The sequence below is a fragment of the Streptomyces sp. NPDC041122 genome, from assembly GCF_055592445.1.
Genome location: NZ_JBVIYQ010000009.1, coordinates 422,819 through 444,992, shown reverse-complemented (window position 1 = coordinate 444,992; position 22,174 = coordinate 422,819). Strand labels below are relative to the sequence as shown.

The following is a 22,174-nucleotide window of genomic DNA, read 5'->3' as shown; positions in this document are numbered from 1 at the left end:
CCGCCGCCCGCCCACCCGAAACACCCCACCAGCCGAAAGCGCCCGCCCCCCCCCTGTCCGCCACGCGGACCAGCAGGGCGCCGTCGTCATGGGGGCGGATACCGTAGGGATCACCATGAGTGCTTCGCAGCCCCCTCAGCCCGCCGACGTCCCGACGCTTCTCGTCAAGATCTTCGGCAAGGACCGCCCCGGTATCACCGCCGGTCTCTTCGACACCCTCGCCGCCTACTCCGTCGACGTCGTCGACATCGAGCAGGTCGTCACCCGTGGCCGGATCGTGCTGTGCGCGCTCGTGACCGAGCCGCCCGCCGGTCTGGAGGGCGACCTCCGTGCCACCGTCCACAGTTGGGCGGAGTCCATGAAGATGCAGGCCGAGATCATCTCGGGCATCGGCGACAACCGGCCGCGCGGTCTCGGGCGGTCGCTGGTGACCGTCCTCGGCCACCCCCTCACCTCGGAGTCCACCGCCGCCATCGCCGCCCGTATAACGGACACCGGCGGCAACATCGACCGCATCTTCCGGCTCGCCAAGTACCCGGTCACCGCCGTCGAGTTCGCGGTGTCCGGTACCGAGACCGAGACCCTCCGCACCGCTCTGGCCGTGGAGGCCGCGAGGCTCGGCGTGGACGTCGCGGTCGTCGCGGCGGGCCTGCACCGCCGGGCGCAGCGGCTGGTCGTGATGGATGTCGACTCGACCCTCATCCAGGACGAGGTCATCGAGCTCTTCGCCGCGCACGCCGGCTGCGAGGCACAGGTCGCCGAGGTGACCGCGGCCGCGATGCGCGGCGAGCTGGACTTCGAGCAGTCGCTGCACGCCCGCGTGGCGCTCCTCGCGGGGCTCGACGCGTCCGTCGTCGACAAGGTCCGCTCCGAGGTTCGGCTCACCCCGGGCGCCCGCACCCTGATCCGTACGCTCAAGCGCCTCGGCTACCAAGTGGGCGTCGTCTCGGGCGGGTTCACCCAGGTCACCGATGATCTGAAGGAACGTCTCGGCCTCGACTTCGCCCAGGCCAACACCCTGGAGATTGCCGACGGCAAGCTCACCGGCAAGGTGACGGGCGAGATCGTCGACCGCGCGGGCAAGGCGCGGCTGCTCCGCCGTTTCGCCACGGAGGCGGGGGTCCCGCTGGAGCAGACCGTCGCGATCGGCGACGGCGCCAACGACCTCGACATGCTGAACGCGGCGGGCCTCGGGGTCGCCTTCAACGCCAAGCCCGTGGTCCGCGAGGCCGCGCACACCGCGGTGAACGTCCCCTTCCTGGACACCGTCCTCTATCTCCTCGGCATCACCCGCGAAGAGGTCGAGGCGGCGGACATGCACCTGGACTGAGGGCGCGGCGACCCTCCCCGTACGTCCGAGGGGCCCGGCACCAGGCGGTGCCGGGCCCCTTCACGATGGGCGGGAGCGGGGGCCGGTTACTCGGACGGTGCCCAGTAGTCGACGAGGGTGGCCACGCCGGGCTCCAGTGCCTTCCAGGAACCGGAGTACGTCAGGACGGCGAAGGCCGCGGTGGGAAAGCCCCGGCGGTTCAGCCGCGTCATGGCGTCGCCCTCGGCGTCCCCGGAGAGGACGTCGGCCAGTCCCTGCACACCGGGGTTGTGGCCGATCAGGACGATGTTCTGCACGTCGTCCGGGGTTTCGTTGAGCACGGCGATCAGCTCGCCGGGAGACGCCTCGTACAACCGCTCCTCGTACACGGTCTTCGGGCGCTGCGGCAGCTCCTGGACGGCGAGCTTCCAGGTCTCGCGGGTCCGGGCCGCCGTCGAGCAGAGGGCCAGGTCGAAGGGGATGCCGCTGTCGGCCAGCTTGCGTCCGGCGACGGGCGCGTCCCGGCGGCCTCGATCGGCGAGCGGCCGCTCGTGGTCGGAGACCTGGGGCCAGTCGGCCTTCGCATGCCGGAAGAGGACGATCCTGCGGGGTTCTGCGACGCTCATGCTTCCCAGCTTCGCATGAAACGCGCCATGGGGCGCAAGGAGTTGGTGCGGTCCGCCGACAGGAGTGACAGCCGCGGCCCGAGGGGGCTCACGGGGCGGTGCGCAGGACGATCGCCTGGATGCGCTCCAGGAGGTTGGTGATGACCGGGTCACCCGCCGCGGCGTGCGCGTCCACGGGGTTCAGGACCAGCAGGAGCAAAGCCGCGAAGGCGACGGCGGGGAGGGCGATGGCCCACCACGGGAGCTGGATCTCGACGCCGCCCGACTGGGCCGGGTCGCGCCGGGTCTGCGATCGGGCCGACATGCCGCCTCCGTGGTCTTCGAGTGGTCCGCGCCGCGTCCTCGCGGCGCTCCTCGAATCTAGGCGACCGGCACCCCTCGGTCCCATCCGGAGACCCACCCACTTGACCCTGACACTGACCCCCTAGGGGATAGGGGTGCTAGCCCCACCATCCGCCCCGCCGGGGCCCGTTCGGGCCGTCACAGGCGTCCGGCACGGACATCCGTCGCAGGCATCCGGCGCGGACTTTCGCTCACGGCGAGGCGATGGAGGCGATGATGCCGATGATCACGGTGATGGCCAGCATCGCGCCGAGCACGACGAGCAGCTTCTTCTGGCCGTTCTGGGGGTTCGGGTCGAGGACGGGCATACCGCCAGTCTCGCACCCTTTGCCCGCCCCACCGCCGCCGGGGTCGGGCGGCGGGGCTCGCCCGGGTCAGGCCGCCGCGGCCTTGGCCGCCACCTCGTCCTCGACCGTGCGGTTGCGGCCCGCCAGCGTGCCGATGACGATCTGCGGCACCATCAGGCCCGCCATCAGCGCGATCGGCAGGCCCCAGCCGCCGCTGTGCTGGTAGAGCACGCCCACCAGGAGCGGTCCCGGAATGGAGATCAGGTAGCCCGTGCTCTGCGCGAAGGCGGACAGCTTGGCCACGCCCGCGCTGCTCTTGGCCCGCATCCCGACCATGGTGAGGGCGAGCGGGAAGGCGCAGTTGGAGATGCCGAGCAGCAGGGCCCAGGCCCAGGCGCCGCCCGCGGGGGCGAGGTAGAGGCCGGCATACCCGGCGAGGCCGCAGGCGCCGAGGACCATCACGACCGGGCCCTGGTTGGTGAGCCGGGTGGCGACCCGGGGGATGACGAACGCCAGCGGCACGCCCATGGCCATCGTGACGGCGAGCAGCACGCCCGCCTCACCGGCGGGGACGCCCGCGTCGCGGAAGATCTGCGGCATCCAGCCCATCGTGACGTACGCGGCGGTGGCCTGGAGGCCGAAGAAGACGGCGAGCGCCCAGGCGGTGCGGCTGTGCGTGATGCGCAGCGCGGCGTCCTCCTGCCGTACGGTCGCGCTGATGTGCTCCGGGGCCGCCGCGGCGACCGGGCCCCGGTCCCGTACCAGCGGGATCCACGGCAGGACGGCGACGACGGCGAGGCCCGCCCAGACGGCGAGGCCGGTCTGCCAGCGGCCGCCCAGCGCGTCGGTCATCGGGACCGTGAGGGCCGCGGCGAGCGAGGTGCCGAGCGCCAGCGCCATCGAGTACAGGCCGGTCATCGAGCCGACCCGGTCGGGGAACCAGCGCTTGACGATGACCGGCATCAGGACGTTGCTGACCGCGATGCCCATGAGGGCGAGCGCGGTGGCGGCGAGGAAGCCCGCGGTGCCGCCGACGAAGGGGCGGATCACCAGGCCGGCGGCGATCGCGGCCATGCCGAAGCAGACCACGGCGCTCGGGCCGAAGCGCCGGGCGAAGCGGGGCGCCATGACGCCGAAGACGGCGAAGCAGAGCGGCGGCACGGAGGTGAGCAGGCCTGCGAGGGTGCCGCTCATGCCGAGTCCGTCGCGCACCTCCTCGAGGAGGGAGCCCAGGCTGGTGATGGCCGGGCGGAGGTTCATGGCGGCGAGGACGATGCCGACGATGACCAGCCGCGTCGCCCACGCGCGCGTGGGCTGCTGTTTCACCTCGGTCGCGGTGGATACGGGGGGTGTCGCCGTCGGGGTCATCGTGCCGGTTTCCTCACTAGCCATGAGGCCATCATAGAATCATGGGATGATTGGCTGTCCAATCCGAATGCGTCACACCCGGCCCGCCGGGCCCCCGGCCCCGCACGAAGGAACGTCATGCCGCTGACCACTCCGCGCCGTTCGGCACTCTCCGAACAGGTCATCTCCGAGCTGCGCACCCAGATCTCCTCGGGCGAGTGGCCGGTCGGCTCCCGCATCCCCACCGAGCCCGAGCTGGTGGAGCAGCTGGGCGTGGCCAGGAACACGGTCAGGGAGGCCGTGCGCGCCCTCGCGCACAACGGCCTGCTCGACATCCGGCAGGGCTCGGGCACGTATGTGGTCGCGACGAGCGAGCTCGCGGGCGTGATGCAGCGCAGGTTCGCCGACGCGGACCCGCGTCACATCGCCGAGCTGCGCAGCACGCTGGAGTCGAGCGCGGCCCGGCTCGCCGCGGAGCGCCGCACCGAGCGCGACCTGAAGCAGCTCGACGCGCTGCTGGTGCGCCGCGAGGAGGTCTGGGCGACCGGCGACGCCGAGGCGTTCGTGACGGCCGACGCGACGTTCCACATGGCGGTCGTCGCCGCCTCGCACAACGACGTGATGACGGCGCTCTACGCGGACCTCGGCGAGGTCCTGCGGGACTGGCTGCGCGAGGACATCGGCGAGGAGCTGACCCCCGAGTCGCACATGGACCACGCCCGTCTCGTCGACGCGATCCGCGCGGGGGACGCGGACGCCGCCGGCGCGGAGGCCGCGGGCTACCCCTTCATGTGCCGCCCGGAGCGGTTCACCGCTGGTGGCTGACCCAGACCGCGCGGACCTCTTTCCAGCACCGCCCGGTCAGGCGCACCGTCATCGCGGGCTCCGCCTCGACGGGCCGTGCGTCGCTGTCGATGTCCCACCAGCGTGCGCACTCCACGTGCAGGCGGACGTGGTCGGTCTCCGGGTAGGGGTTGTGGCAGTACGCCACGACGTCGGGCCCCGCGACTCCGGTGCGGCACTCCGCGCCGAAGGGCCGCGGCTCGGGTTTCCTCGGCGTCGCCCCGCGCGCGTGGGAGGTGTCCTGCGGGACGCCGCTCGGCGCGGCGACCACAAGAGCGAGAGCCACGAGCACCGCACCGGTAGGACGCACACTCCAGGGTGCCCGGCTCTCCCCCGCCGCCGCCCGGCCAGGGGGCCGAACGGGTGAGGCCCCGCCTCCCGCGCGCGGCGGGGGACGGGGCCTCGAAAACGTACCCGGGACCGGAGGTGGTCAGGCACCCATCATGTGGACGCCGCCGTCGACGTGGACGATCTCGCCGGTGGTCTTCGGGAAGAAGTCCGAGAGCAGCGCGACGATGCCGCGGCCCGCGGGCTCCGGGTCGGCCATGTCCCAGTCCAGCGGGGAGCGGGTGTTCCAGACGTCCGCGAGGTCGGCGAAGCCCGGGATCGACTTGGCCGCCATGGAGCCGATCGGGCCCGCGGAGACCAGGTTGCAGCGGATGTTCTCCTTGCCCAGGTCACGGGCGAGGTAGCGGCTGGTGGCCTCCAGGGCCGCCTTGGCCGGGCCCATCCAGTCGTACTTCGGCCAGGCGTACTGCGCGTCGAAGGTGAGGCCGACGACCGAGGCGCCGCCCTCGAACAGCGGGCGGCAGGCCATGGTGAGCGACTTCAGGGAGTACGCCGAGACGTGCATCGCCGTCGAGACGTCCTCGAAGGTGGCCTCGAGGAAGTTGAAGGCGCCCTGCGGCGCGAAGCCGATGGAGTGCACGACGCCGTCGAGGCCACCGAGCTCGTCCTTGACCAGGCCCGCGAGCCGGTCCAGGTGCTCCTGGTTGGTCACGTCGAGCTCGATGACCTTGGCCGGCTTGGGCAGCTTCTTGGCGATGCGCTCGGTGAGCGTGGGCCGCGGGAAGGCGGTGAGGATGACCTCGGCGCCCTGCTCCTGCGCGACCTTGGCCGCGTGGAACGCGATGGAGGACTCCATCAGAACGCCCGTGATCAGGATCTTCTTGCCTTCGAGAATTCCGCTCATGGTGATCAGTGACCCATGCCCAATCCGCCGTCAACGGGGATGACGGCTCCAGTGATGTACGAGGCGTCGTCGGACGCGAGGAAGCGCACCGCGGCGGCGATCTCCTCGGGCTGCGCGTACCGGCCGAGCGGCACCTGGGCGACGATGCCCTTGCGCTGCTCGTCCGTGAGCACCTTGGTCATGTCGGTGTCGACAAAACCGGGGGCGACGACGTTGAAGGTGAGGTTGCGCGAGCCGAGTTCACGGGCGAGCGAACGCGCGAAGCCGACCAGGCCCGCCTTCGAGGCGGCGTAGTTCGCCTGCCCGGGACCGCCCATCAGGCCGACGACCGAGGAGATCAGGACGACGCGGCCCTTCTTGGCGCGCAGCATGCCGCGGTTGGCACGCTTGACGACCCGGAAGGTGCCGGTGAGGTTGGTGTCGAGGACGGACGTGAAGTCCTCCTCGCTCATGCGCATCAGGAGCTGGTCCTTGGTGATGCCCGCGTTGGCGACCAGGACCTCGACGTTCCCGTGCTTCTCCTCGATCTCCTTGTAGGCCTGCTCCACCTGCTCGGCGTCGGTGATGTCGCACCTGACGGCGAGGACACCGGCGTCGGTGAGGACCTTCGGCGGTTCGCCCGAGCGGTAGGTGATCGCGACCTTGTCGCCGGCGTCGGCGAAGGTGCGGGCGATGGCGAGGCCGATGCCCCGGTTTCCTCCGGTGACGAGAACCGAGCGGCTCAACGGATCACCCTTTCGATAGCTGGCTGGTACCTCGAAAACCTATCGGTACCGTCGACGATCCGGAGAATCGGTGCCCGACAGTGGCGCGGAGTGCGCGCTGTCGGATCCCTACAGAAAGGCTCTGGCCCCCGACCCGTGCGGCGCGACATGATCGGACCGACCGGTGCCGACAGCAGGGAGACCTCCGTGCCCCATTCCATCGACGAAGCCTTCACGGCGCTGCCCTTGCGGGCGCTCGCCGACGCCGCGCTGGCCCGCGCGCGGGCGCTCGGCGCCGACCACGCGGACTTCCGCCTGGAGCGGGTGCGCAGCGCGTCCTGGCAGCTGCGCGACGCCCGGCCGGCCGGCACCTCCGACACCACGGACCTCGGGTACGCGGTGCGCGTGGTGCACGGCGGGACCTGGGGCTTCGCCTCCGGGGTCGACATGACGATGGACGCGGCGGCGCGCGTGGCCTCCCAGGCCGTGGCGATGGCGAAGCTGTCCGCGCAGGTCATCAAGACCGCGGGGTCGCAGGAGCGGGTAGAGCTCGCGCGGGAGCCGGTGCACGCGGAGAAGACGTGGGTCTCCGGCTACGAGATCGATCCGTTCTCGGTGCCGGACGAGGAGAAGGCGGGGCTGCTCGCCGACTGGAGCGCGCGGCTGCTGGCCGCGGACGGCGTCGCGCACGTCGACGCCTCGCTGCTCACCGTGCACGAGAACAAGTTCTACGCGGACACGGCCGGCACGGTGACCACCCAGCAGCGGGTGCGGCTGCACCCGCAGCTGACGGCGGTGGCCGTCGACGAGTCGAGCGGTGAGTTCGACTCGATGCGCACGATCGCGCCGCCGGCCGGCCGGGGCTGGGAGTACCTCACGGGGACCGGCTGGGACTGGGAGAGCGAACTCTCCATGATCCCCGAGCAGTTGGCCGAGAAGATGCGGGCGCCGAGCGTCACGGCGGGCTCCTACGATCTGGTCGTCGACCCCTCCAACCTCTGGCTGACCATCCACGAGTCGATCGGCCACGCCACCGAGCTGGACCGCGCGCTGGGCTACGAGGCGGCGTACGCGGGCACCTCGTTCGCCACCTTCGACCAGCTCGGCAAGCTCCGCTACGGCTCCTCGCTGATGAACGTGACGGGTGACCGGACCGCCGAGCACGGCCTCGCGACCATCGGCTACGACGACGAGGGCGTCGCCGCGCAGTCCTGGGACCTGGTCAAGGACGGCACGCTGGTCGGCTACCAGCTGGACCGGCGCATCGCGAGACTCACCGGTTTCGACCGCTCCAACGGCTGCGCGTACGCGGACTCCCCCGGCCATGTGCCGGTGCAGCGCATGGCGAACGTGTCGCTCCAGCCGGACCCCGGCGGGCTCGGCACCGAGGACCTGATCGCGGGCGTGGACCGCGGCATCTATGTGGTCGGGGACCGCTCGTGGTCCATCGATATGCAGCGGTACAACTTCCAGTTCACGGGTCAGAGGGCATACGCCATCCGGAACGGCCGGCTTTGCGGACAGGTTCGGGACTTCGCCTATCAGGGAATCACGCCTGAGTTCTGGGGCTCGATGCAAGCTGTCGGAGGGCCCCAGACGTACGTCCTCGGAGGGGCGTTCAACTGCGGAAAGGCCCAACCGGGTCAGGTCGCCTCCGTGTCCCACGGCTGCCCGTCCGCACTGTTTCGGGGTGTGAACATCCTGAACACCTCGGAGGAGTCCGGCCGCTCATGATCGAGCGCCAACAGCGGCTCTCCTCACAGCCGTATGCCGAGACCTGGTGGTCGACCGTGAGGATGCCGGCCTCCCAATTCCATTGACTCGTCGGAGAGTGCTTTCGCGACAATCGCCATCACCTCAGATGTGGATGGGAGAGATACGGCTTCTCGGTCGAGGCAGCCGGCCGTGCGCGGAACCCCTCTGCGCACGATCCGGCATACCCCTGCGTGTGCCGCGGACCAAAGCGTCCGCCCAGGCCTCCCGCCGGCGGACCCGTGTCGCCCTTCAAGTACCTGCTTCAGCCGTCAAGGCCAGGCCTGTTCTAGCCACGGGCCGCTGCGGTCCGGCCCACCTTCGATCGTCCTGACCATGCGAAGGGCACAGGACGAGTGCTGTCCTCCGGCTGCTCATGTTGCGCCTCGTGAAGCACAGTGGTGGCGAGGTGGCGCAGGGCGTCCGCGTGTTCCGTCAGGATGCTGTGCGTGTGGGAGTCGTCGGGGTCAGTGAGCAGCAGACGTGCCGCGGTGTTGACGGCTCGCAAGCGCGGCTTTTGGGTGTCCCGGTAATGGGCGGGGAGGCAGCGCCAAGCCGTGTTGGCGATCGTGACGAGCCGCCAGGTGGGCGACGATGAGGGTTCCGCTTCGTAGAAGCGCAGGGCATAACGACTGACCAGCCAGTACGACAGCGCCAGCGAGGCGCCTGCGACGGCGTCGAACGCCAGCCAGAGGTACGGAAGTCGGCGATGCCCGGTCAATTCGTCGGTCAGCCATGCGAGGCCGGCTCCGCCCGCGCCGAAGAGAGTCAGAGCGGCCAGGACGAAGAGAAGCACCGCCGGAAACAGGCCGATGCAATTATCGCTTTCCAGGCGAGTCAGTCCTTTCCAGTGCGGAGCGAGGTACCTGGCGTACCGCACGGTTCTGGGGGCGGGTTCGATGACGGCGATACGTCTCGCCCAGCTTACGGCCATAGCGATTCCTATCCATGGATGAGCCTGCGCGTATTGGACATTGAGGGAACGACGTCGGCACGCATGAGACTCCGTCCCATGAATGGAGTAACGTTTTTGCGTGGAATTTTACACCGAACAGCGGGGCGCAATGAGGGCGCTCGAAATACATACAGCGTGCGCTCGGGAGTCTGTAAATACCGCTGACAGCGGCCATGCCAATTGCGCTCCGACTCGCCCCTGAGTTTAGGCGGCGAAACGCTTGGCGCGCGAATTCTTGCTCGGCGCTTGATCTTTCATGTGAAAATAGAAAAACCACATGCATTCTTCGTACAAGCACGTATACGGAATCATGAACGGATGCACTCCCCACCCGTATGCCACACATCCCCGGCAACTTCGTCGCGTTATGCCGGATATGACCAAGGAATGTCCAGAGCGCATCTCCTCTCCGCACACCGATCGGGCCGCCCCAGGCGCTTCGGCTGCGGTGGCAGTCTCGGGTGCCGACGTCAGCAGAAACGAACCGTCCATCACGATCTCGACCGAGTCCCTTCTGTCGGATTTCCTGGATCGCATGAACGCTCTTGAATCAGGATTCGCTCAACGGTGGCGCGATTCGACCTCGTGGCGAACTTCCCCCAAGCCGGAATGACCTGATTCCATTATGTGGAATGAGCAGAACTACCATCACCCGGGATTTCCGGACGAGCAGGCACCTGAACAAGGTTACGGACACGCCGGACCGTACGGGGACCCTGCCGGTCAATACTCGGCTCCAGCAGATCCCTCCGGTCAGGTTTGGGATGGTCAGGCCTGGGATCCTGCCGAGGAATTGGCTTTCCTGCTGCAAGAGTCGATCGCGGATCAGTCCGCCCAGAACGCCGCAGTCAGCGAAGCGGTGTCGATCGATGACCCTACGGTCAGTTCTCCGCTTCAAGCACTGCAAGACATCACGGCGGAACTGCCGCCGCTGAGAGCGAGCTCGCAGGGGCACCGCAAAGTGCGCGAGCGTCGCCGTCCGCACCTCGCCCGGATCACGAGTTATGCCATTTCCGCGCTCGTCGCTTTGACGGCGTCGGCCGTCAGCTTCTTCAGTACAGCGGTCACTTATGACCCGTTGCGGCTCGTTGCCGAAGACCACACGAAAAGTTCAGTCACCTGGTGGCCCGTCCTCATTTTCGGCCCCTGGCTGGTCGCCTCCCTTGCCGTCCTGAGAGCTGCGTTGCATCAGCGTCGCGCGGTGCACTCCTGGTGCGTGGTGATCGCCTTCTCTCTCATCACCATGCTTCTCTGCGTCGCGCAGGCCCCGAGGGACGTCATCGACATCACTGCGGCAGTCTTGCCCAGCCTTGCCTCTCTGGCCTGTTTTCAACAACTGGTTCGGCAGATCACACTTACTCGGCCTCCACGACGACCCGTACCCCGCCACCGCCTTGCGCAGGCCAACGTTCGCGTGGCGCCCTCCACCGAGGAAACGGCACACGACATGTCCACCGGTGGGAGCGTCAAAGCGGAAGTCCCCAGACCTCGTGCCGCAGGACTCGGGTCACATCAGTCACGTTTGAAACCCGAATAAAACACCGCTTCGCTTTGGCCGGTCCGCGTGACACAAGAAGGTTGCAGCGATGGCCTCGCTCCGACCATGCAACCTCCACCCGGCCGATCTTCTACGACAGGGCTCCACCTGACACAGGCGGAGCCCATTACTCTGCGGTGCGGCCACCTACTGCCCCACCCTCCCCCGGCCGGCTCAGGCATATCGTCGCGAGAGCCGAAGGTCAGCAGGGCCGAGGTCGACATCAAGTCATCACCAGACCCCGCACAGTCCGGTTTCAACCGGTAGGAACAGGGATTGAGGGCAGACCGTGATACATCGCGGGCGTGACCATACTGAACACCACCCAGGAGGCCGGTCGATGAGCCGCAGCGCCACCAAGCCGCACGAGATCGTCGAGCGCGCCCTCGACCTGTCCACCGCCGACGGCTGCGTCGTGATCGCGGACGAGGAGTCGACGGCGAATCTGCGCTGGGCGGGCAACGCGCTGACCACCAACGGCGTCACCCGCGGCCGCACCCTCACCGTCATCGCGACCGTCGACGGCAAGGAGGGCACCGCGTCCGGCGTCGTCACGCGCGCGGCGGTCACCGCGGACGACCTGGAGCCGCTGGTGCGGGCCGCCGAGGAGGCGGCGCGCGGTGCGGAGCCCGCCGAGGACGCGCAGCCGCTGGTCAGCGGCGCGCCCCACTCCTCCGACTTCACCGAGGCCCCCGGCGAGACCTCCTCCGCCGTCTTCGCGGAGTTCGCCCCGGCCCTCGGCGAGGCCTTCGCCCGCGCGCGGGAGGGCGGCCGCGAGCTGTACGGCTTCGCCAACCACGAGTTCGTCTCCAGCTACCTCGGTACGTCGACGGGGCTCCGGCTCCGCCACGACCAGCCGAGCGGAACGCTGGAGGTGAACGCCAAGTCGCCGGACCGCACCAAGTCGGCGTGGGCCGGGCGGGCCACCCGCGACTTCAAGGACGTCGACCCGGCGGCCCTGGACGCCGAGCTGGCGCAGCGGCTCGGGTGGGCGCGGCGGCGCGTCGAGCTGCCCGCCGGGCGGTACGAGACGCTGCTGCCGCCGACGGCCGTCGCGGACCTGCTGATCTACCAGATCTGGTCGTCGTCGGCCCGGGACGCCGCCGAGGGGCGCACCGTCTTCGCCAAGCCGGGCGGCGCCACGCGTCTCGGCGAGCGGCTCGCCGGGCTGCCGCTGACGCTGCGCAGCGATCCGCACGAGCCGGGCCTTGAGTCGGCGCCGTTCGTGCTCGCGCACTCCTCGGGCGGGGACGCCTCCGTCTTCGACAACGGTCTGCCGCTGACCGCCACCGACTGGATCCGCGGCGGTGAGCTCGCTCACCTCACCACCAGCCGGCACAGCGCCGCCCTGACCGGGCTCCCGGTCACGCCGGCCGTCGACAACCTCGTCCTGGACGGCGGCGGCACCCGCTCCCTGGACGAGATGGTCGCGGCCACCGGGCGCGGACTGCTGCTGACCTGCCTCTGGTACATCCGCGAGGTCGACCCGGCGACGCTGCTCCTCACCGGCCTGACCAGGGACGGCGTATATCTGGTGGAGGACGGCGAGGTGGTGGGCGAGGTGAACAACTTCCGGTTCAACGAGTCGCCGGTCGATCTGCTCGGCCGGGCCACCGAGGCGGGCCGCACGGAGCGGACCCTGCCGCGCGAGTGGGGCGACTACTTCACCCGGGCCGCCATGCCCGCGCTGCGCGTCCCGGATTTCAATATGAGTTCGGTCAGCCAGGGCGTATAACCTCGGACCTTGCACCTTCGTGCACCGTGTAGGCACACCCAAGGAGACACGAGACCGTGACGGACATCGTCGACGAGCTGAAGTGGCGGGGCCTGTTCGCCCTGTCCACCGATGAGGACGCACTGCGCAAGGCGCTCGCGGACGGTCCCGTCACGTTCTATTGCGGCTTCGACCCGACCGCGGCGAGCCTGCACGTCGGGCACCTGGTGCAGGTCCTCACGGTCCGCAGGCTCCAGCAGGCGGGGCACCGCCCGCTGGCGCTGGTCGGCGGGGCCACCGGCCAGATCGGCGACCCGCGGCCGACCGCCGAGCGCACCCTGAACGATCCGGAGACGGTCGCGAACTGGGTGGCCCGGCTGCGCTCGCAGATCGAGCCGTTCCTGTCCTTCGAGGGCGAGAACGCCGCGACGATGGTGAACAACCTCGACTGGACCGCGGGGATGTCCGCGATCGAGTTCCTGCGCGACATCGGCAAGCACTTCCGCGTGAACAAGATGCTGACCAAGGACTCCGTGGCCCGCCGCCTGGAGTCCCAGGAGGGCATCTCCTACACGGAGTTCAGCTACCAGCTGCTCCAGGGCATGGACTTCCTGGAGCTCTACCGCAGGTACGGCTGCACGCTGCAGACCGGCGGCAGCGACCAGTGGGGCAACCTCACCGCGGGCATCGACCTGATCCACCGCCTGGAGCCGGACGCCACGGTGCACGCGCTCGGCACGCCGCTGATGCTCAAGTCGGACGGCACCAAGTTCGGCAAGTCCGAGGGCGGCGCCGTCTGGCTCGACCCGGCGATGACCACGCCGTACGCGTTCTACCAGTTCTGGCTGAACACGGACGACCGGGACATCTCCACGTACCTGCGGATCCTCTCCTTCAAGTCCCGCGAGGAGCTGGAGGAGATCGAGAAGCAGACCGAGGAGCGGCCGCAGGCGCGCGCCGCGCAGCGCGCGCTCGCCGAGGAGCTGACCACGCTGGTGCACGGCGCGGACCAGTGCGCCGCGGTCGTCGCCGCGTCCAAGGCGCTGTTCGGCCAGGGCGACCTCGCCGAGCTGGACGAGGCGACGCTGGCCGCGGCGCTCTCCGAGCTGCCGCGCATCGAGGTCAGCGAGCTCGGCCAGGTCGTGGACCTGCTCGCCGAGGTCGGCCTGGTGGCGAGCAAGTCGGCCGCCCGGCGCACGGTCAAGGAGGGCGGTGCCTACGTGAACAACGTGAAGGTCGCCGCCGAGGACGCCGTGCCGGCCGCCGCCGATCTGCTGCACGGCCGGTGGCTGGTGCTGCGCCGCGGCAAGAAGAACCTGGCCGCGGTCGAGGTCACGGCGGGCTGACCCCCGCACCCCGCGCACGACGAGGGGGCCGGCCCCGGTGGGCCGGCCCCCTCGTCGTGTGTCAGCGCGGCTAGGCGGTTCGTCTGTTGCCCCGGATCATCTTGTACGCCGCGTCGCCGAGGCCGACGATCACGACGGCGGCGACCAGCTGCAGTGCGTGGCGCCCCCAGTCGATGCCCTTGGTCTCGTTGATGCCGAACTGCGTCGCGAGCCAGTTGCCCAGAACGGCTCCGATGATTCCGAACACCGTGGTCAGCCAGAGCGGACTGTGCTGCTTCCCGGGCAGGATCGCCTTGGCAATCAGCCCCAGCACGAACCCCACGATGATCGCCCACAACCAGCCCATAGCTGCCTCCTCGTAGCTCTGCATGAGCGTTACGGTCAGTGTCGTCCGGTCCGCCATACGGCGCATGTCGGGCACCCCCATACGTGGCACGGCGCAGGAAGGGCACCGGGACAAGGCCTCCCCCGGTCTCGTAGGCGGCGCAGTCGCGGCGTAACGTTGTGCTGTCCGGACCGGGGCAGGAATCAGGGAGAGTCCGGCACAGCGGACAAGGCGGTGGAACGTGATGCGGAAGCAGAGCAGCGGCCAGGTCTTCCGGATCACGGGGGCCCGGCAGGGTCTCGCGGAGGACGTCCGGGGCAGGCAGCGCCGGTATGTGATCTCCATGTCGGTCAGGACGGTCTCCGTCGTGGCCGCGGCGGTGCTGTGGAACGTCGAGCGCCATGTCGCTCTCGTCGCTCTGGTGCTCGGGATACTCCTGCCGTACGTCTCCGTCGTGATCGCCAACGCCGGCCGGGAGAACGCCCCGTCGCTGCCGTCGACGTTCGTACCCGCCCCTTCTCGGCCAATGCTGGCGCCGCCGGCCGCGGCCGCCGCCGCGGAATCCGCCCCGGAAGATCCCCTGGGCGCCGCGCACGACCAGCGGCGGGGCGCCGCGCACGAGCCGAGCTGACCCGTCGACGATGCGCCAAGCTCAAGAAAAGCTCAGATCAATCATGTAGTTCCGGTGCCAGCCACCGGGTCCCCCATGACATACTTCGTACGCGCTCCGCATCCCCCGTCGGAGCGACAGACCGACGCCGGGCAGCTCCCCCCGTGGCTGCTCGGCGTCGCCTTGTTCTGAACGGTTGGACGCGTTGTGGTGAACGGTTGGACGCGACGGTGAGTGACGAAATCCCGATCTGTTCCGCCAAGGGCTGCCGCACCGCCGCGGTCTGGGTGCTCGCCTGGAACAACCCCAAGCTCCACACGCCGGAGCGGCGCAAGACGTGGCTCGCGTGCGACGAGCACCGCGAGCACCTCTCCCAGTTCCTGGGCGTGCGCGGCATGCTGAAGGACGTCGTGCCGCTGGCCGAGTGGCAGGCCCGCGAGAGCGGCTAGCGAGCGGCCGGCTAGCCGCCGATCGCCGACATCGGGCGGTCCGGCTGCAGGAACGACGGGTCGTCCAGGCCCGAGCCGGCCTTCTTGCCCCACATCGCGAGCTTCCAGATACGGGCGATGGCCTCGTCCGACCCGTCCGTGCTGTCCTCGGGGGCCGCGCGCAGGGCTCCGCGCAGGTCGGTCTCCTCGGTGGCGAACAGACAGGTGCGCACCTGGCCGTCGGCGGTCAGCCGGGTCCGGTCGCAGGCCGAGCAGAACGGGCGGGTCACGGAGGCGATGACGCCGACGCGGTGCGGGCCGCCGTCCACGATCCAGCGCTCCGCGGGCGCCGAGCCGCGCTCGGTGGAGCCCTCCTCGGTGAGCTCGAAGCGGGTGCGCAGGGACTGCAGGATGTCACCGGCCGTGATCATGCCGTCGCGCTTCCAGCCGTGCTGGGCGTCGAGGGGCATCTGCTCGATGAAGCGGAGCTCGTAGTCGTTCTCCACCGCCCAGGCCAGGAGGTCCGGGGCCTCGTCGTCGTTCAGGCCCGGCATCAGGACGGTGTTGACCTTGACCGGGGTGAGGCCGGCGTCGCGGGCCGCTTCGAGGCCCGCGATGACGTCCTTGTGGCGGTCACGGCGGGTGAGGGTCTTGAAGACGTCGGGGCGCAGGGTGTCCAGGGAGACGTTGACCCGGTCCAGGCCGGCGGCCTTCAGGGCCTGCGCGGTGCGCTTGAGACCGATGCCGTTCGTCGTCAGGGACATCTTCGGGCGGGGCTCCAGCTGGGCGCAGCGCTCGACGATGCCGACGAGGCCGGGGCGCAGCAGGGGCTCGCCGCCGGTGAAGCGGACGTCCGTGATGCCGAGCTGGGTGACGGCGATGCGCACGAGGCGGACGATCTCGTCGTCGGTGAGGAGATCAGGCTTGGCCAGCCACTGCAGACCTTCTTCCGGCATGCAGTACGTGCAGCGCAGATTGCAGCGGTCGGTCAGTGATACGCGCAGGTCAGTGGCTACGCGGCCATAGGTGTCGATGAGCACTGCGGCCCCTCCCCGGCGGTTGGTGCTGATGTTCCCGACTGCTTTCGACCTTACGCCAGACCTCTGACAACGCCATGGGCCATTTGCCACGAGGAACGGGACGGCCGCGTCGTAGGACTCTACGACGCGGCCGTTGCGACCGTGTGGACACGGGCCCCCGGGGGACTCGGGCCGGGCGCCGTCACGGCCCACTGGAATCGTCCGCTCAGTGCGCTCCGACGCCGGTGAGGGACTTGACCTCGAGCTCCGCGTACTTGCCCTTGTCCGGCTCCTCCTTGGACAGGAGCGAGCCGAGCCAGCCGAGCAGGAAGCCCAGCGGGATGGAGATGAGGCCGGGGTTCTCCAGCGGGAAGAAGTCGAAATTCGCGTCGGGGAACATCGAGCTCGGCTTGCCGGAGACGACCGGTGAGAACAGCACCAGGCCCACGGCGGCGATCAGGCCCCCGTAGATGGACCAGAGCGCGCCCTGGGTGGTGAACCTCTTCCAGAACAGGCTGTAGAGGATCGTCGGGAGGTTCGCGGATGCCGCGACCGCGAAGGCGAGGGCGACCAGTCCCGCCACGTTCAGGTCGCGGGCGAGGGCGCCGAGGCCGATGGAGACGATGCCGATGAAGACCGTGGACCAGCGGGCGGCCTTCATCTCCTCCTTCTCGGTGGCCTTGCCCTTACGGATGACGTTCGCGTAGATGTCGTGCGCGAACGACGACGACGAGGCCAGGGTGAGGCCCGCGACGACCGCGAGGATGGTGGCGAAGGCGACCGCGGAGATCACCGCGAGCAGGATCGCGCCGCCGGTGGAGTCACCGCCGCCGCCGATCTCCATGGCGGCGAGCGGCGCCGCGGTGTTGCCCGCCTTGTTGGAGGCGATGATCTCGCCGGGCTTGAGCAGGGCGGCGGCGCCGAAGCCGAGCACGATCGTCATCAGGTAGAAGGCGCCGATGATGCCGATCGCCCAGTTCACGGACTTACGGGCGGCCTTGGCGGTCGGCACCGTGTAGAAGCGGATCAGGATGTGCGGCAGGCCGGCGGTGCCGAGGACCAGGGCGATGCCGAGCGAGATGAAGTCCAGCTTGGAGGTGCCGGAGACGCCGTACTTGAGGCCGGGCTCCAGGAACTTCGAGCCGTGGCCGCTGTTGGAGGCGGCCGTGCCGAGCAGGTCCGAGACGTTGAAGTCGAACTTCAGCAGGATCAGGAAGGTGATGAGGATGGTGCCCGTGATGAGCAGGACGGCCTTGACCATCTGCACCCACGTCGTGCCCTTCATGCCGCCGATGGTGACGTAGACGATCATCAGGACGCCCACCAGCGCGACGATGAGGACCTTGCCCGCGTCGCTGGTGATGCCGAGGAGCAGCGAGACGAGGACGCCCGCGCCCGCCATCTGCGCGAGCAGGTAGAAGATCGACACGACGATGGTGGAGGTGCCGGCGGCGGTGCGGACCGGGCGCTGGCGCATGCGGTACGCGAGGACGTCGCCCATCGTGTAGCGGCCGGAGTTGCGCAGCGGTTCGGCGACCAGGAGGAGCGCCACGAGCCAGGCGACCAGGAAGCCGATGGAGTAGAGGAAGCCGTCGTAGCCGAAGAGGGCGATGGCGCCCGCGATGCCGAGGAAGGACGCGGCGGACATGTAGTCGCCGGAGATCGCCAGGCCGTTCTGGAATCCGGTGAACTGGCGCCCGCCCGCGTAGAAGTCGGCGGCGCTCTTGGTCTGCCGGCCCGCCCACACGGTGATGACGAGGGTCGCGACGACGAAGACCGCGAAGAGGCTGATGATCAGGGTCCGGTGCTCGGAGGCGTCGGACGCGGCCGCGAGATCGACGACGGCGGGGTGCGCGGGGCTCATGCGTCGCCCTCCAGGCGGGTCTGCGGACGGTTCTCCATGCGGGACCTGATGGCCTCGGCCTTCGGGTCGAGCTGCTCGGCGGCGTGCCGCGAGTAGAACCACGCGATGAGGAAGGTGGTCAGGAACTGCCCGAGGCCGAGGGCCAGGGCGACGTTGATGTTGCCGAACAGCTGGGTGCCCATGAAGTCGTGCGCGTAGTTGGAGAGCAGCACGTACACGAGGTACCAGGCGATGAAGGCGACGGTGAGCGGGAAGGCGAACGAGCGGTGTGAGCGGCGGAGTTCACCGAATTCCGCGCTCTCCTGCACCTCGATGAACTCCTCCGTGGAGGGCGCGTGGGGAGCGGGTTCTTTTCCTGCGCCACCCTTCGAAGGGGGCGGTGCGTCGGTGGCCACGGAGTCTCCTCGTGGTGCGGGTGGGGTGGGGACGGACAGTTGTTCCACGGGCCCTCGGATCTCGCTTCCGATAGTGACGCGGATCACGTGAGCCACGGATGGCGATGCTAAGGCCACGGGACGTGATCCGACAGGGGGTTGATGTTGCTTCCGCTCTCTGCTCAACGGCCCGGTGGTGCGCACGACGTGGCCGAACTCCCCGATTTCTTCGGGAAGTCATTGATGGCCTGGGGTTTTCAGGGTTAGCTTCACCCTGAACGACCCGTCATGTACCTGCCCGAGCACCAGCCGTGTTCGGGCAGTTCCGTATGCAATTCCGTGTGCGGTTCTCGTCTCCGGATGATGTGGAGATCCCATGGCTCATCTGCGTTCCAGACGTCGTACGGCGCTCACCGTGCCGCTCGGCCTCGCCCTCGCCGCCTCGGTCGGCTTCCTGCCGGGCGCCGCGACCGCGGCCCCGAACGAGGCGCCCACGCCGGTGTCCGCGCGGTCCGCGCAGGACGCCCCCGTCTTCGCGTACGTCGTCAACACCCGTACGGACCGCAAGACGATCGCGTACGTCGAGAAGGCCATCGCCCGGGCCGGCGGCGACGTCGTCGTCACGTACGGGAAGATCGGCGTCATCGTCGTGCACTCGGCCAACCCCGAGTTCGGCGAGCGGATACGCGGCGTCCGCGGCGTGCAGTCCGCGGGCGCGACCCACACATCGCCGCTGAAGGCGGCGGGCACCACCGAGGACGGCAAGGCGAAGCTGCTCTCGAAGGCCGAGGCCAAGGCCCTGAAGCGGAGCGCCGCGCCGGGCGCCGAGCCGATGGAGGCCGACCAGTGGGACCTGCGGGCGATCGGCGCCGACAAGGCGGCGAAGATCAACCCGGGCAGCAAGAAGGTCACCGTCGCCGTGATCGACACCGGCATCGACGACACCCATCCCGACCTCGCCGCCAACTTCTCGCCCTCGCAGTCCGCGAGCTGCGTGGGCGGCAAGGCCGACACCTCGGCGGGGGCCTGGCGCCCGTCGTCGAAGGACAGCTACCACGGCACGCACGTGGCCGGGGAGATAGCCGCCGCGCGCAACGGCGTCGGCGTCGCGGGCGTGGCGCCCGGCGTGAAGGTCTCGGCCATCAGGGTGGCCGACCCGGTCGACGAGCTGTTCTACCCGGAGAACGTGGTCTGCGCCTTCGTGTTCGCCGCCGAGCACAGCGTCGAGGTCACCAACAACAGCTATTACGTGGACCCTTGGCTGTACAACTGCAAGGACGACCCGGACCAGAAGGCGATCCTCGACGCGGTCGACCGCGCCCAGCGCTACGCCCAGAAGAAGGGCACCCTCAACCTCGCCTCCGCGGGCAACTCCAACCATGACCTGGACTCCGACGCGATCGTCGACGCCTCCAGCCCGGACGACTCCACTCCGGTGACCCGCACCATCGACCCGCACACGTGCCTCGACGTACCGACGCAACTGCCGGGCGTGGTCACCGTCAGCGCGACCGGTGTGCAGAACCTGAAGTCGATCTACTCCAGCTACGGCAAGGGCGTCATCGACGTCGCGGCGCCGGGCGGCGACAAGTTCCAGATCCCGGCCGACACCCCGTCGAAGAACGGCCGCATCCTCTCCACCCTGCCGGGCGGCGAGTACGGCTGGCTGCAGGGCACCTCGATGGCCTCCCCGCACGCCGCCGGCGTCGCCGCCCTCCTCAAGTCCACGCACCCCAAGGCCGGTCCGGCCGAGCTGCAGCGGCTGCTGAAGAAGCAGGCCGACCGGCTCCAGTGCCCGTCCGGGCCGTACGACCCCGACGGCAACGGCGTCGTCGACGCGGTCTGCGAGGACGGCGGCAGGAGCAAGAACAGCTTCTACGGCAGCGGGCTCGTCGACGCGCTCGACGCCGTGAAGAAGAAGTGAAGGGGAGAGAGTTCGTGACCAGGTCCCACACCACGGCCGCCCTCCCGCGCTCGCGCCGCGCGCTGGCCCTGCCGCTCGGCGCCGCGCTGGTCTCGGCCGTCGCCTTCCTGCCGGGGACGGCCTCGGCGCGGCCCGCCGCGATCCCGGACGCCCCGGCCTCGTCGGCCGCCTCCACCGCCGCACCGGGTGGCGCGTCGGACGCCGCGTCGATGAGTTACGTCGTGAACGTTCGCCCCGGCAAGGGGAGTTCGGAGCGCGTCAGGAAGGCCATCGGCAAGGCCGGTGGTGACGTCGTCATCGCGTACGAGAGGATCGGCGTCATCGTCGTCCACTCGGCGAACCCGGACTTCGCGAAGACGATCCGCCGGGTGAAGGGCGTCGACTCGGCGGGCGCGACCCGCACCGCGCCGCTGTCGGCGCAGGCCGACGACGCCCTGGAGGCGGACCGCCCGCTGACCGCCGCCGAGGCGAAGGCCGCGGCGAGCAGGGCGAAAGCCGGCCAGGACGAGTTGGAGCCCCTGCAGTGGGACCTGCCCGCCATGAAGGCGGACAAGGCGCACGCGATCTCGCTCGGCAGCCGCAAGGTCACGGTCGGCGTGCTCGACTCCGGGGTCGACGACACCCACCCCGACATCGCGCCGAACTTCGACCGCCGGGCGTCCGCGAGCTGCCTGGGCGGCGTGCCCGTGCAGAAGGGCGACGCGTGGCGGCCGGTGGCCGGGGAGAGCGACCACGGCATGCACGTGGCGGGCACCATCGCCGCCGCGAAGAACGGCACCGGTGTCACGGGGGTGGCGCCCGGCGTGAAGGTGGCGAGCCTGAAGGTGGCCGAGCCGGCCACCGGCATGTACTACACGGAGGCCGTCGTCTGCGGCTTCGTGTGGGCGGCCGACCACGGCGTCGACGTCACCAACAGCAGCTATTACACCGACCCGTGGCTGTTCAACTGCAACACCGACGCCGACCAGAAGGCCCTGGTGGACGCGGTCGGGCGGGCGACGAAGTACGCGGAGCGCAGGGGCGCGGTGAACGTCGCGGCCGCGGGCAACGCGGAGACCGACCTCGCCCAGGACGAGATCCTCGACGACTCCAGCCCCGACGACACCACTCCGGTGCCGCGGACCATCAAGACCAAGGACTGCTTCGACCTCCCGTCGCAGCTGCCGGGCGTCGTGACGGTCTCGGCCACCGGCGCGAAGGGGCTCAAGGCCTCGTACTCGAACTACGGCAAGGGCGTCGTCGACATCGCGGCGCCGGGCGGCGACTCCACGAAGTACCAGCCGCCGCAGCCGCCGGCCGTGGACGGCAGGATCCTGTCGACGCTGCCGGGCGGCAAGTTCGGCTACAAGGCCGGTACGTCGATGGCGTCACCGCACGCCGCGGGTGTGGCCGCGCTGATCAAGTCGACGCATCCGCACGCCTCCGCGGCGCGCGTCAAGGCGCTGCTGTACCGCCAGGCGGACGCGATGAAGTGCCCCGACCCGTACGACATCGACGGTGACGGCAAGGTCGACGCGGTCTGCGAGGGCGGCCGGGGCGGCAACGGCTTCTACGGCGCGGGCCTCACCGACGCGCTGGACGCCGTGCGCAAGTAACGCTGTTCCATGGCGTGGTGGGCCGGGCGGTCACGGGGCCGTCCGGCCCTTCGCGCGTGACGTGCGAGAGGATCTCGGGTC

The 22,174-nt window shown here is 69.8% G+C and carries 22 protein-coding genes; 10 read left to right on the top strand and 12 right to left on the bottom strand.

What is annotated here, in order from left to right; translation table 11 throughout:
• Positions 1–88: 88 nt before the first annotated feature.
• Positions 89–1,330, top strand: coding sequence for a phosphoserine phosphatase SerB (gene serB / locus ACZ6B8_RS31085; RefSeq protein ID WP_471076322.1), 1,242 nt, complete (start codon positions 89–91; stop codon positions 1,328–1,330).
• Between the two features lie 86 nt (positions 1,331–1,416).
• Here the strand turns inward: serB and ACZ6B8_RS31080 are convergent, their stop codons facing one another.
• The 4 genes from ACZ6B8_RS31080 to ACZ6B8_RS31065 all read right to left on the bottom strand — a co-directional run bounded on the left by ACZ6B8_RS31080 (position 1,417) and on the right by ACZ6B8_RS31065 (position 3,956).
• Positions 1,417–1,935, bottom strand: coding sequence for a SixA phosphatase family protein (locus tag ACZ6B8_RS31080; RefSeq protein ID WP_471076319.1), 519 nt, complete (start codon positions 1,933–1,935; stop codon positions 1,417–1,419).
• Positions 1,936–2,023: 88 nt separating this feature from the next.
• Complete coding sequence (locus ACZ6B8_RS31075; protein ID WP_471609355.1) at positions 2,024–2,239, bottom strand: hypothetical protein; 216 nt, start codon at positions 2,237–2,239, stop codon at positions 2,024–2,026.
• 229 nt (positions 2,240–2,468) lie between these two features.
• Entirely contained in the window at positions 2,469–2,585 is a 117-nt protein-coding gene (locus tag ACZ6B8_RS31070; RefSeq protein ID WP_358712790.1) for an SGM_5486 family transporter-associated protein, read from the bottom strand.
• A 66-nt stretch (positions 2,586–2,651) separates the two neighbouring features.
• Positions 2,652–3,956: a CynX/NimT family MFS transporter gene (locus ACZ6B8_RS31065; RefSeq protein WP_471076312.1), complete on the bottom strand. Its 1,305-nt coding sequence runs from the start codon at positions 3,954–3,956 to the stop codon at positions 2,652–2,654.
• Between the two features lie 93 nt (positions 3,957–4,049).
• On the opposite strand from ACZ6B8_RS31065, the gene ACZ6B8_RS31060 reads away from it, so the two are divergent.
• Positions 4,050–4,736 (top strand): FadR/GntR family transcriptional regulator, encoded by a 687-nt coding sequence (locus ACZ6B8_RS31060; protein WP_471076309.1) that lies wholly within the window; start codon positions 4,050–4,052, stop codon positions 4,734–4,736.
• Here ACZ6B8_RS31060 and ACZ6B8_RS31055 read toward each other — a convergent pair.
• The 3 genes from ACZ6B8_RS31055 to fabG form a co-directional block, all read right to left on the bottom strand.
• Entirely contained in the window at positions 4,720–5,046 is a 327-nt protein-coding gene (locus ACZ6B8_RS31055; protein ID WP_471609354.1) for a hypothetical protein, read from the bottom strand. The genes ACZ6B8_RS31060 and ACZ6B8_RS31055 overlap by 17 nt on opposite strands.
• 138 nt (positions 5,047–5,184) lie before the next feature.
• The gene (gene fabI / locus ACZ6B8_RS31050) at positions 5,185–5,946 is read right to left on the bottom strand and encodes an enoyl-ACP reductase FabI (protein ID WP_471076306.1); all 762 of its coding nucleotides are present in this window, start codon (positions 5,944–5,946) and stop codon (positions 5,185–5,187) included.
• 5 nt (positions 5,947–5,951) lie between these two features.
• The gene (gene fabG / locus ACZ6B8_RS31045) at positions 5,952–6,671 is read right to left on the bottom strand and encodes a 3-oxoacyl-[acyl-carrier-protein] reductase (protein WP_471076303.1); all 720 of its coding nucleotides are present in this window, start codon (positions 6,669–6,671) and stop codon (positions 5,952–5,954) included.
• 186 nt (positions 6,672–6,857) lie between these two features.
• Here fabG and ACZ6B8_RS31040 point away from each other — a divergent pair, with 186 nt between their 5' ends.
• Complete coding sequence (locus ACZ6B8_RS31040; protein ID WP_471609353.1) at positions 6,858–8,384, top strand: TldD/PmbA family protein; 1,527 nt, start codon at positions 6,858–6,860, stop codon at positions 8,382–8,384.
• A gap of 307 nt (positions 8,385–8,691) precedes the next feature.
• On the opposite strand, the gene ACZ6B8_RS31035 is transcribed toward ACZ6B8_RS31040, so the two are convergent.
• Positions 8,692–9,336 carry a hypothetical protein gene (locus tag ACZ6B8_RS31035; protein WP_471609352.1) on the bottom strand — a complete coding sequence of 215 codons (645 nt, stop codon included), beginning with the start codon at positions 9,334–9,336 and terminating at the stop codon, positions 8,692–8,694.
• Between the two features lie 646 nt (positions 9,337–9,982).
• Between ACZ6B8_RS31035 and ACZ6B8_RS31030 the strand changes: the two genes are divergently transcribed.
• The 3 genes from ACZ6B8_RS31030 to tyrS all read left to right on the top strand — a co-directional run bounded on the left by ACZ6B8_RS31030 (position 9,983) and on the right by tyrS (position 13,954).
• Positions 9,983–10,894 carry a DUF2637 domain-containing protein gene (locus ACZ6B8_RS31030; RefSeq protein ID WP_471609351.1) on the top strand — a complete coding sequence of 304 codons (912 nt, stop codon included), beginning with the start codon at positions 9,983–9,985 and terminating at the stop codon, positions 10,892–10,894.
• Positions 10,895–11,234: 340 nt separating this feature from the next.
• Entirely contained in the window at positions 11,235–12,629 is a 1,395-nt protein-coding gene (locus ACZ6B8_RS31025) for a metallopeptidase TldD-related protein (protein WP_471609350.1), read from the top strand.
• Between the two features lie 56 nt (positions 12,630–12,685).
• Positions 12,686–13,954: a tyrosine--tRNA ligase gene (tyrS, locus tag ACZ6B8_RS31020; protein WP_471076288.1), complete on the top strand. Its 1,269-nt coding sequence runs from the start codon at positions 12,686–12,688 to the stop codon at positions 13,952–13,954.
• A gap of 70 nt (positions 13,955–14,024) precedes the next feature.
• On the opposite strand, the gene ACZ6B8_RS31015 is transcribed toward tyrS, so the two are convergent.
• Positions 14,025–14,300 carry a GlsB/YeaQ/YmgE family stress response membrane protein gene (locus ACZ6B8_RS31015; RefSeq protein WP_471076527.1) on the bottom strand — a complete coding sequence of 92 codons (276 nt, stop codon included), beginning with the start codon at positions 14,298–14,300 and terminating at the stop codon, positions 14,025–14,027.
• Between the two features lie 223 nt (positions 14,301–14,523).
• Between ACZ6B8_RS31015 and ACZ6B8_RS31010 the strand changes: the two genes are divergently transcribed.
• Complete coding sequence (locus tag ACZ6B8_RS31010) at positions 14,524–14,910, top strand: DUF3099 domain-containing protein (RefSeq protein ID WP_471076285.1); 387 nt, start codon at positions 14,524–14,526, stop codon at positions 14,908–14,910.
• 209 nt (positions 14,911–15,119) lie between these two features.
• Entirely contained in the window at positions 15,120–15,338 is a 219-nt protein-coding gene (locus ACZ6B8_RS31005; protein ID WP_471076283.1) for a hypothetical protein, read from the top strand.
• 11 nt (positions 15,339–15,349) lie between these two features.
• Here the strand turns inward: ACZ6B8_RS31005 and moaA are convergent, their stop codons facing one another.
• The 3 genes from moaA to ACZ6B8_RS30990 form a co-directional block, all read right to left on the bottom strand.
• Entirely contained in the window at positions 15,350–16,357 is a 1,008-nt protein-coding gene (gene moaA / locus ACZ6B8_RS31000) for a GTP 3',8-cyclase MoaA (protein WP_471076280.1), read from the bottom strand.
• Positions 16,358–16,562: 205 nt separating this feature from the next.
• Entirely contained in the window at positions 16,563–18,200 is a 1,638-nt protein-coding gene (locus ACZ6B8_RS30995) for a solute symporter family protein (protein ID WP_471076277.1), read from the bottom strand.
• Positions 18,197–18,595: a DUF485 domain-containing protein gene (locus ACZ6B8_RS30990; protein WP_471609349.1), complete on the bottom strand. Its 399-nt coding sequence runs from the start codon at positions 18,593–18,595 to the stop codon at positions 18,197–18,199. The genes ACZ6B8_RS30995 and ACZ6B8_RS30990 overlap by 4 nt, the downstream gene beginning before the upstream one ends.
• A 355-nt stretch (positions 18,596–18,950) precedes the next feature.
• Here ACZ6B8_RS30990 and ACZ6B8_RS30985 point away from each other — a divergent pair, with 355 nt between their 5' ends.
• Together ACZ6B8_RS30985 and ACZ6B8_RS30980 are read left to right on the top strand one after the other, a co-directional pair.
• A complete protein-coding gene (locus tag ACZ6B8_RS30985) occupies positions 18,951–20,498 on the top strand; it encodes a S8 family peptidase (RefSeq protein ID WP_471609348.1) in 1,548 nt (515 codons plus the stop codon).
• A gap of 14 nt (positions 20,499–20,512) precedes the next feature.
• Complete coding sequence (locus tag ACZ6B8_RS30980) at positions 20,513–22,093, top strand: S8 family serine peptidase (RefSeq protein WP_471609347.1); 1,581 nt, start codon at positions 20,513–20,515, stop codon at positions 22,091–22,093.
• Positions 22,094–22,174 lie beyond the last annotated feature (81 nt).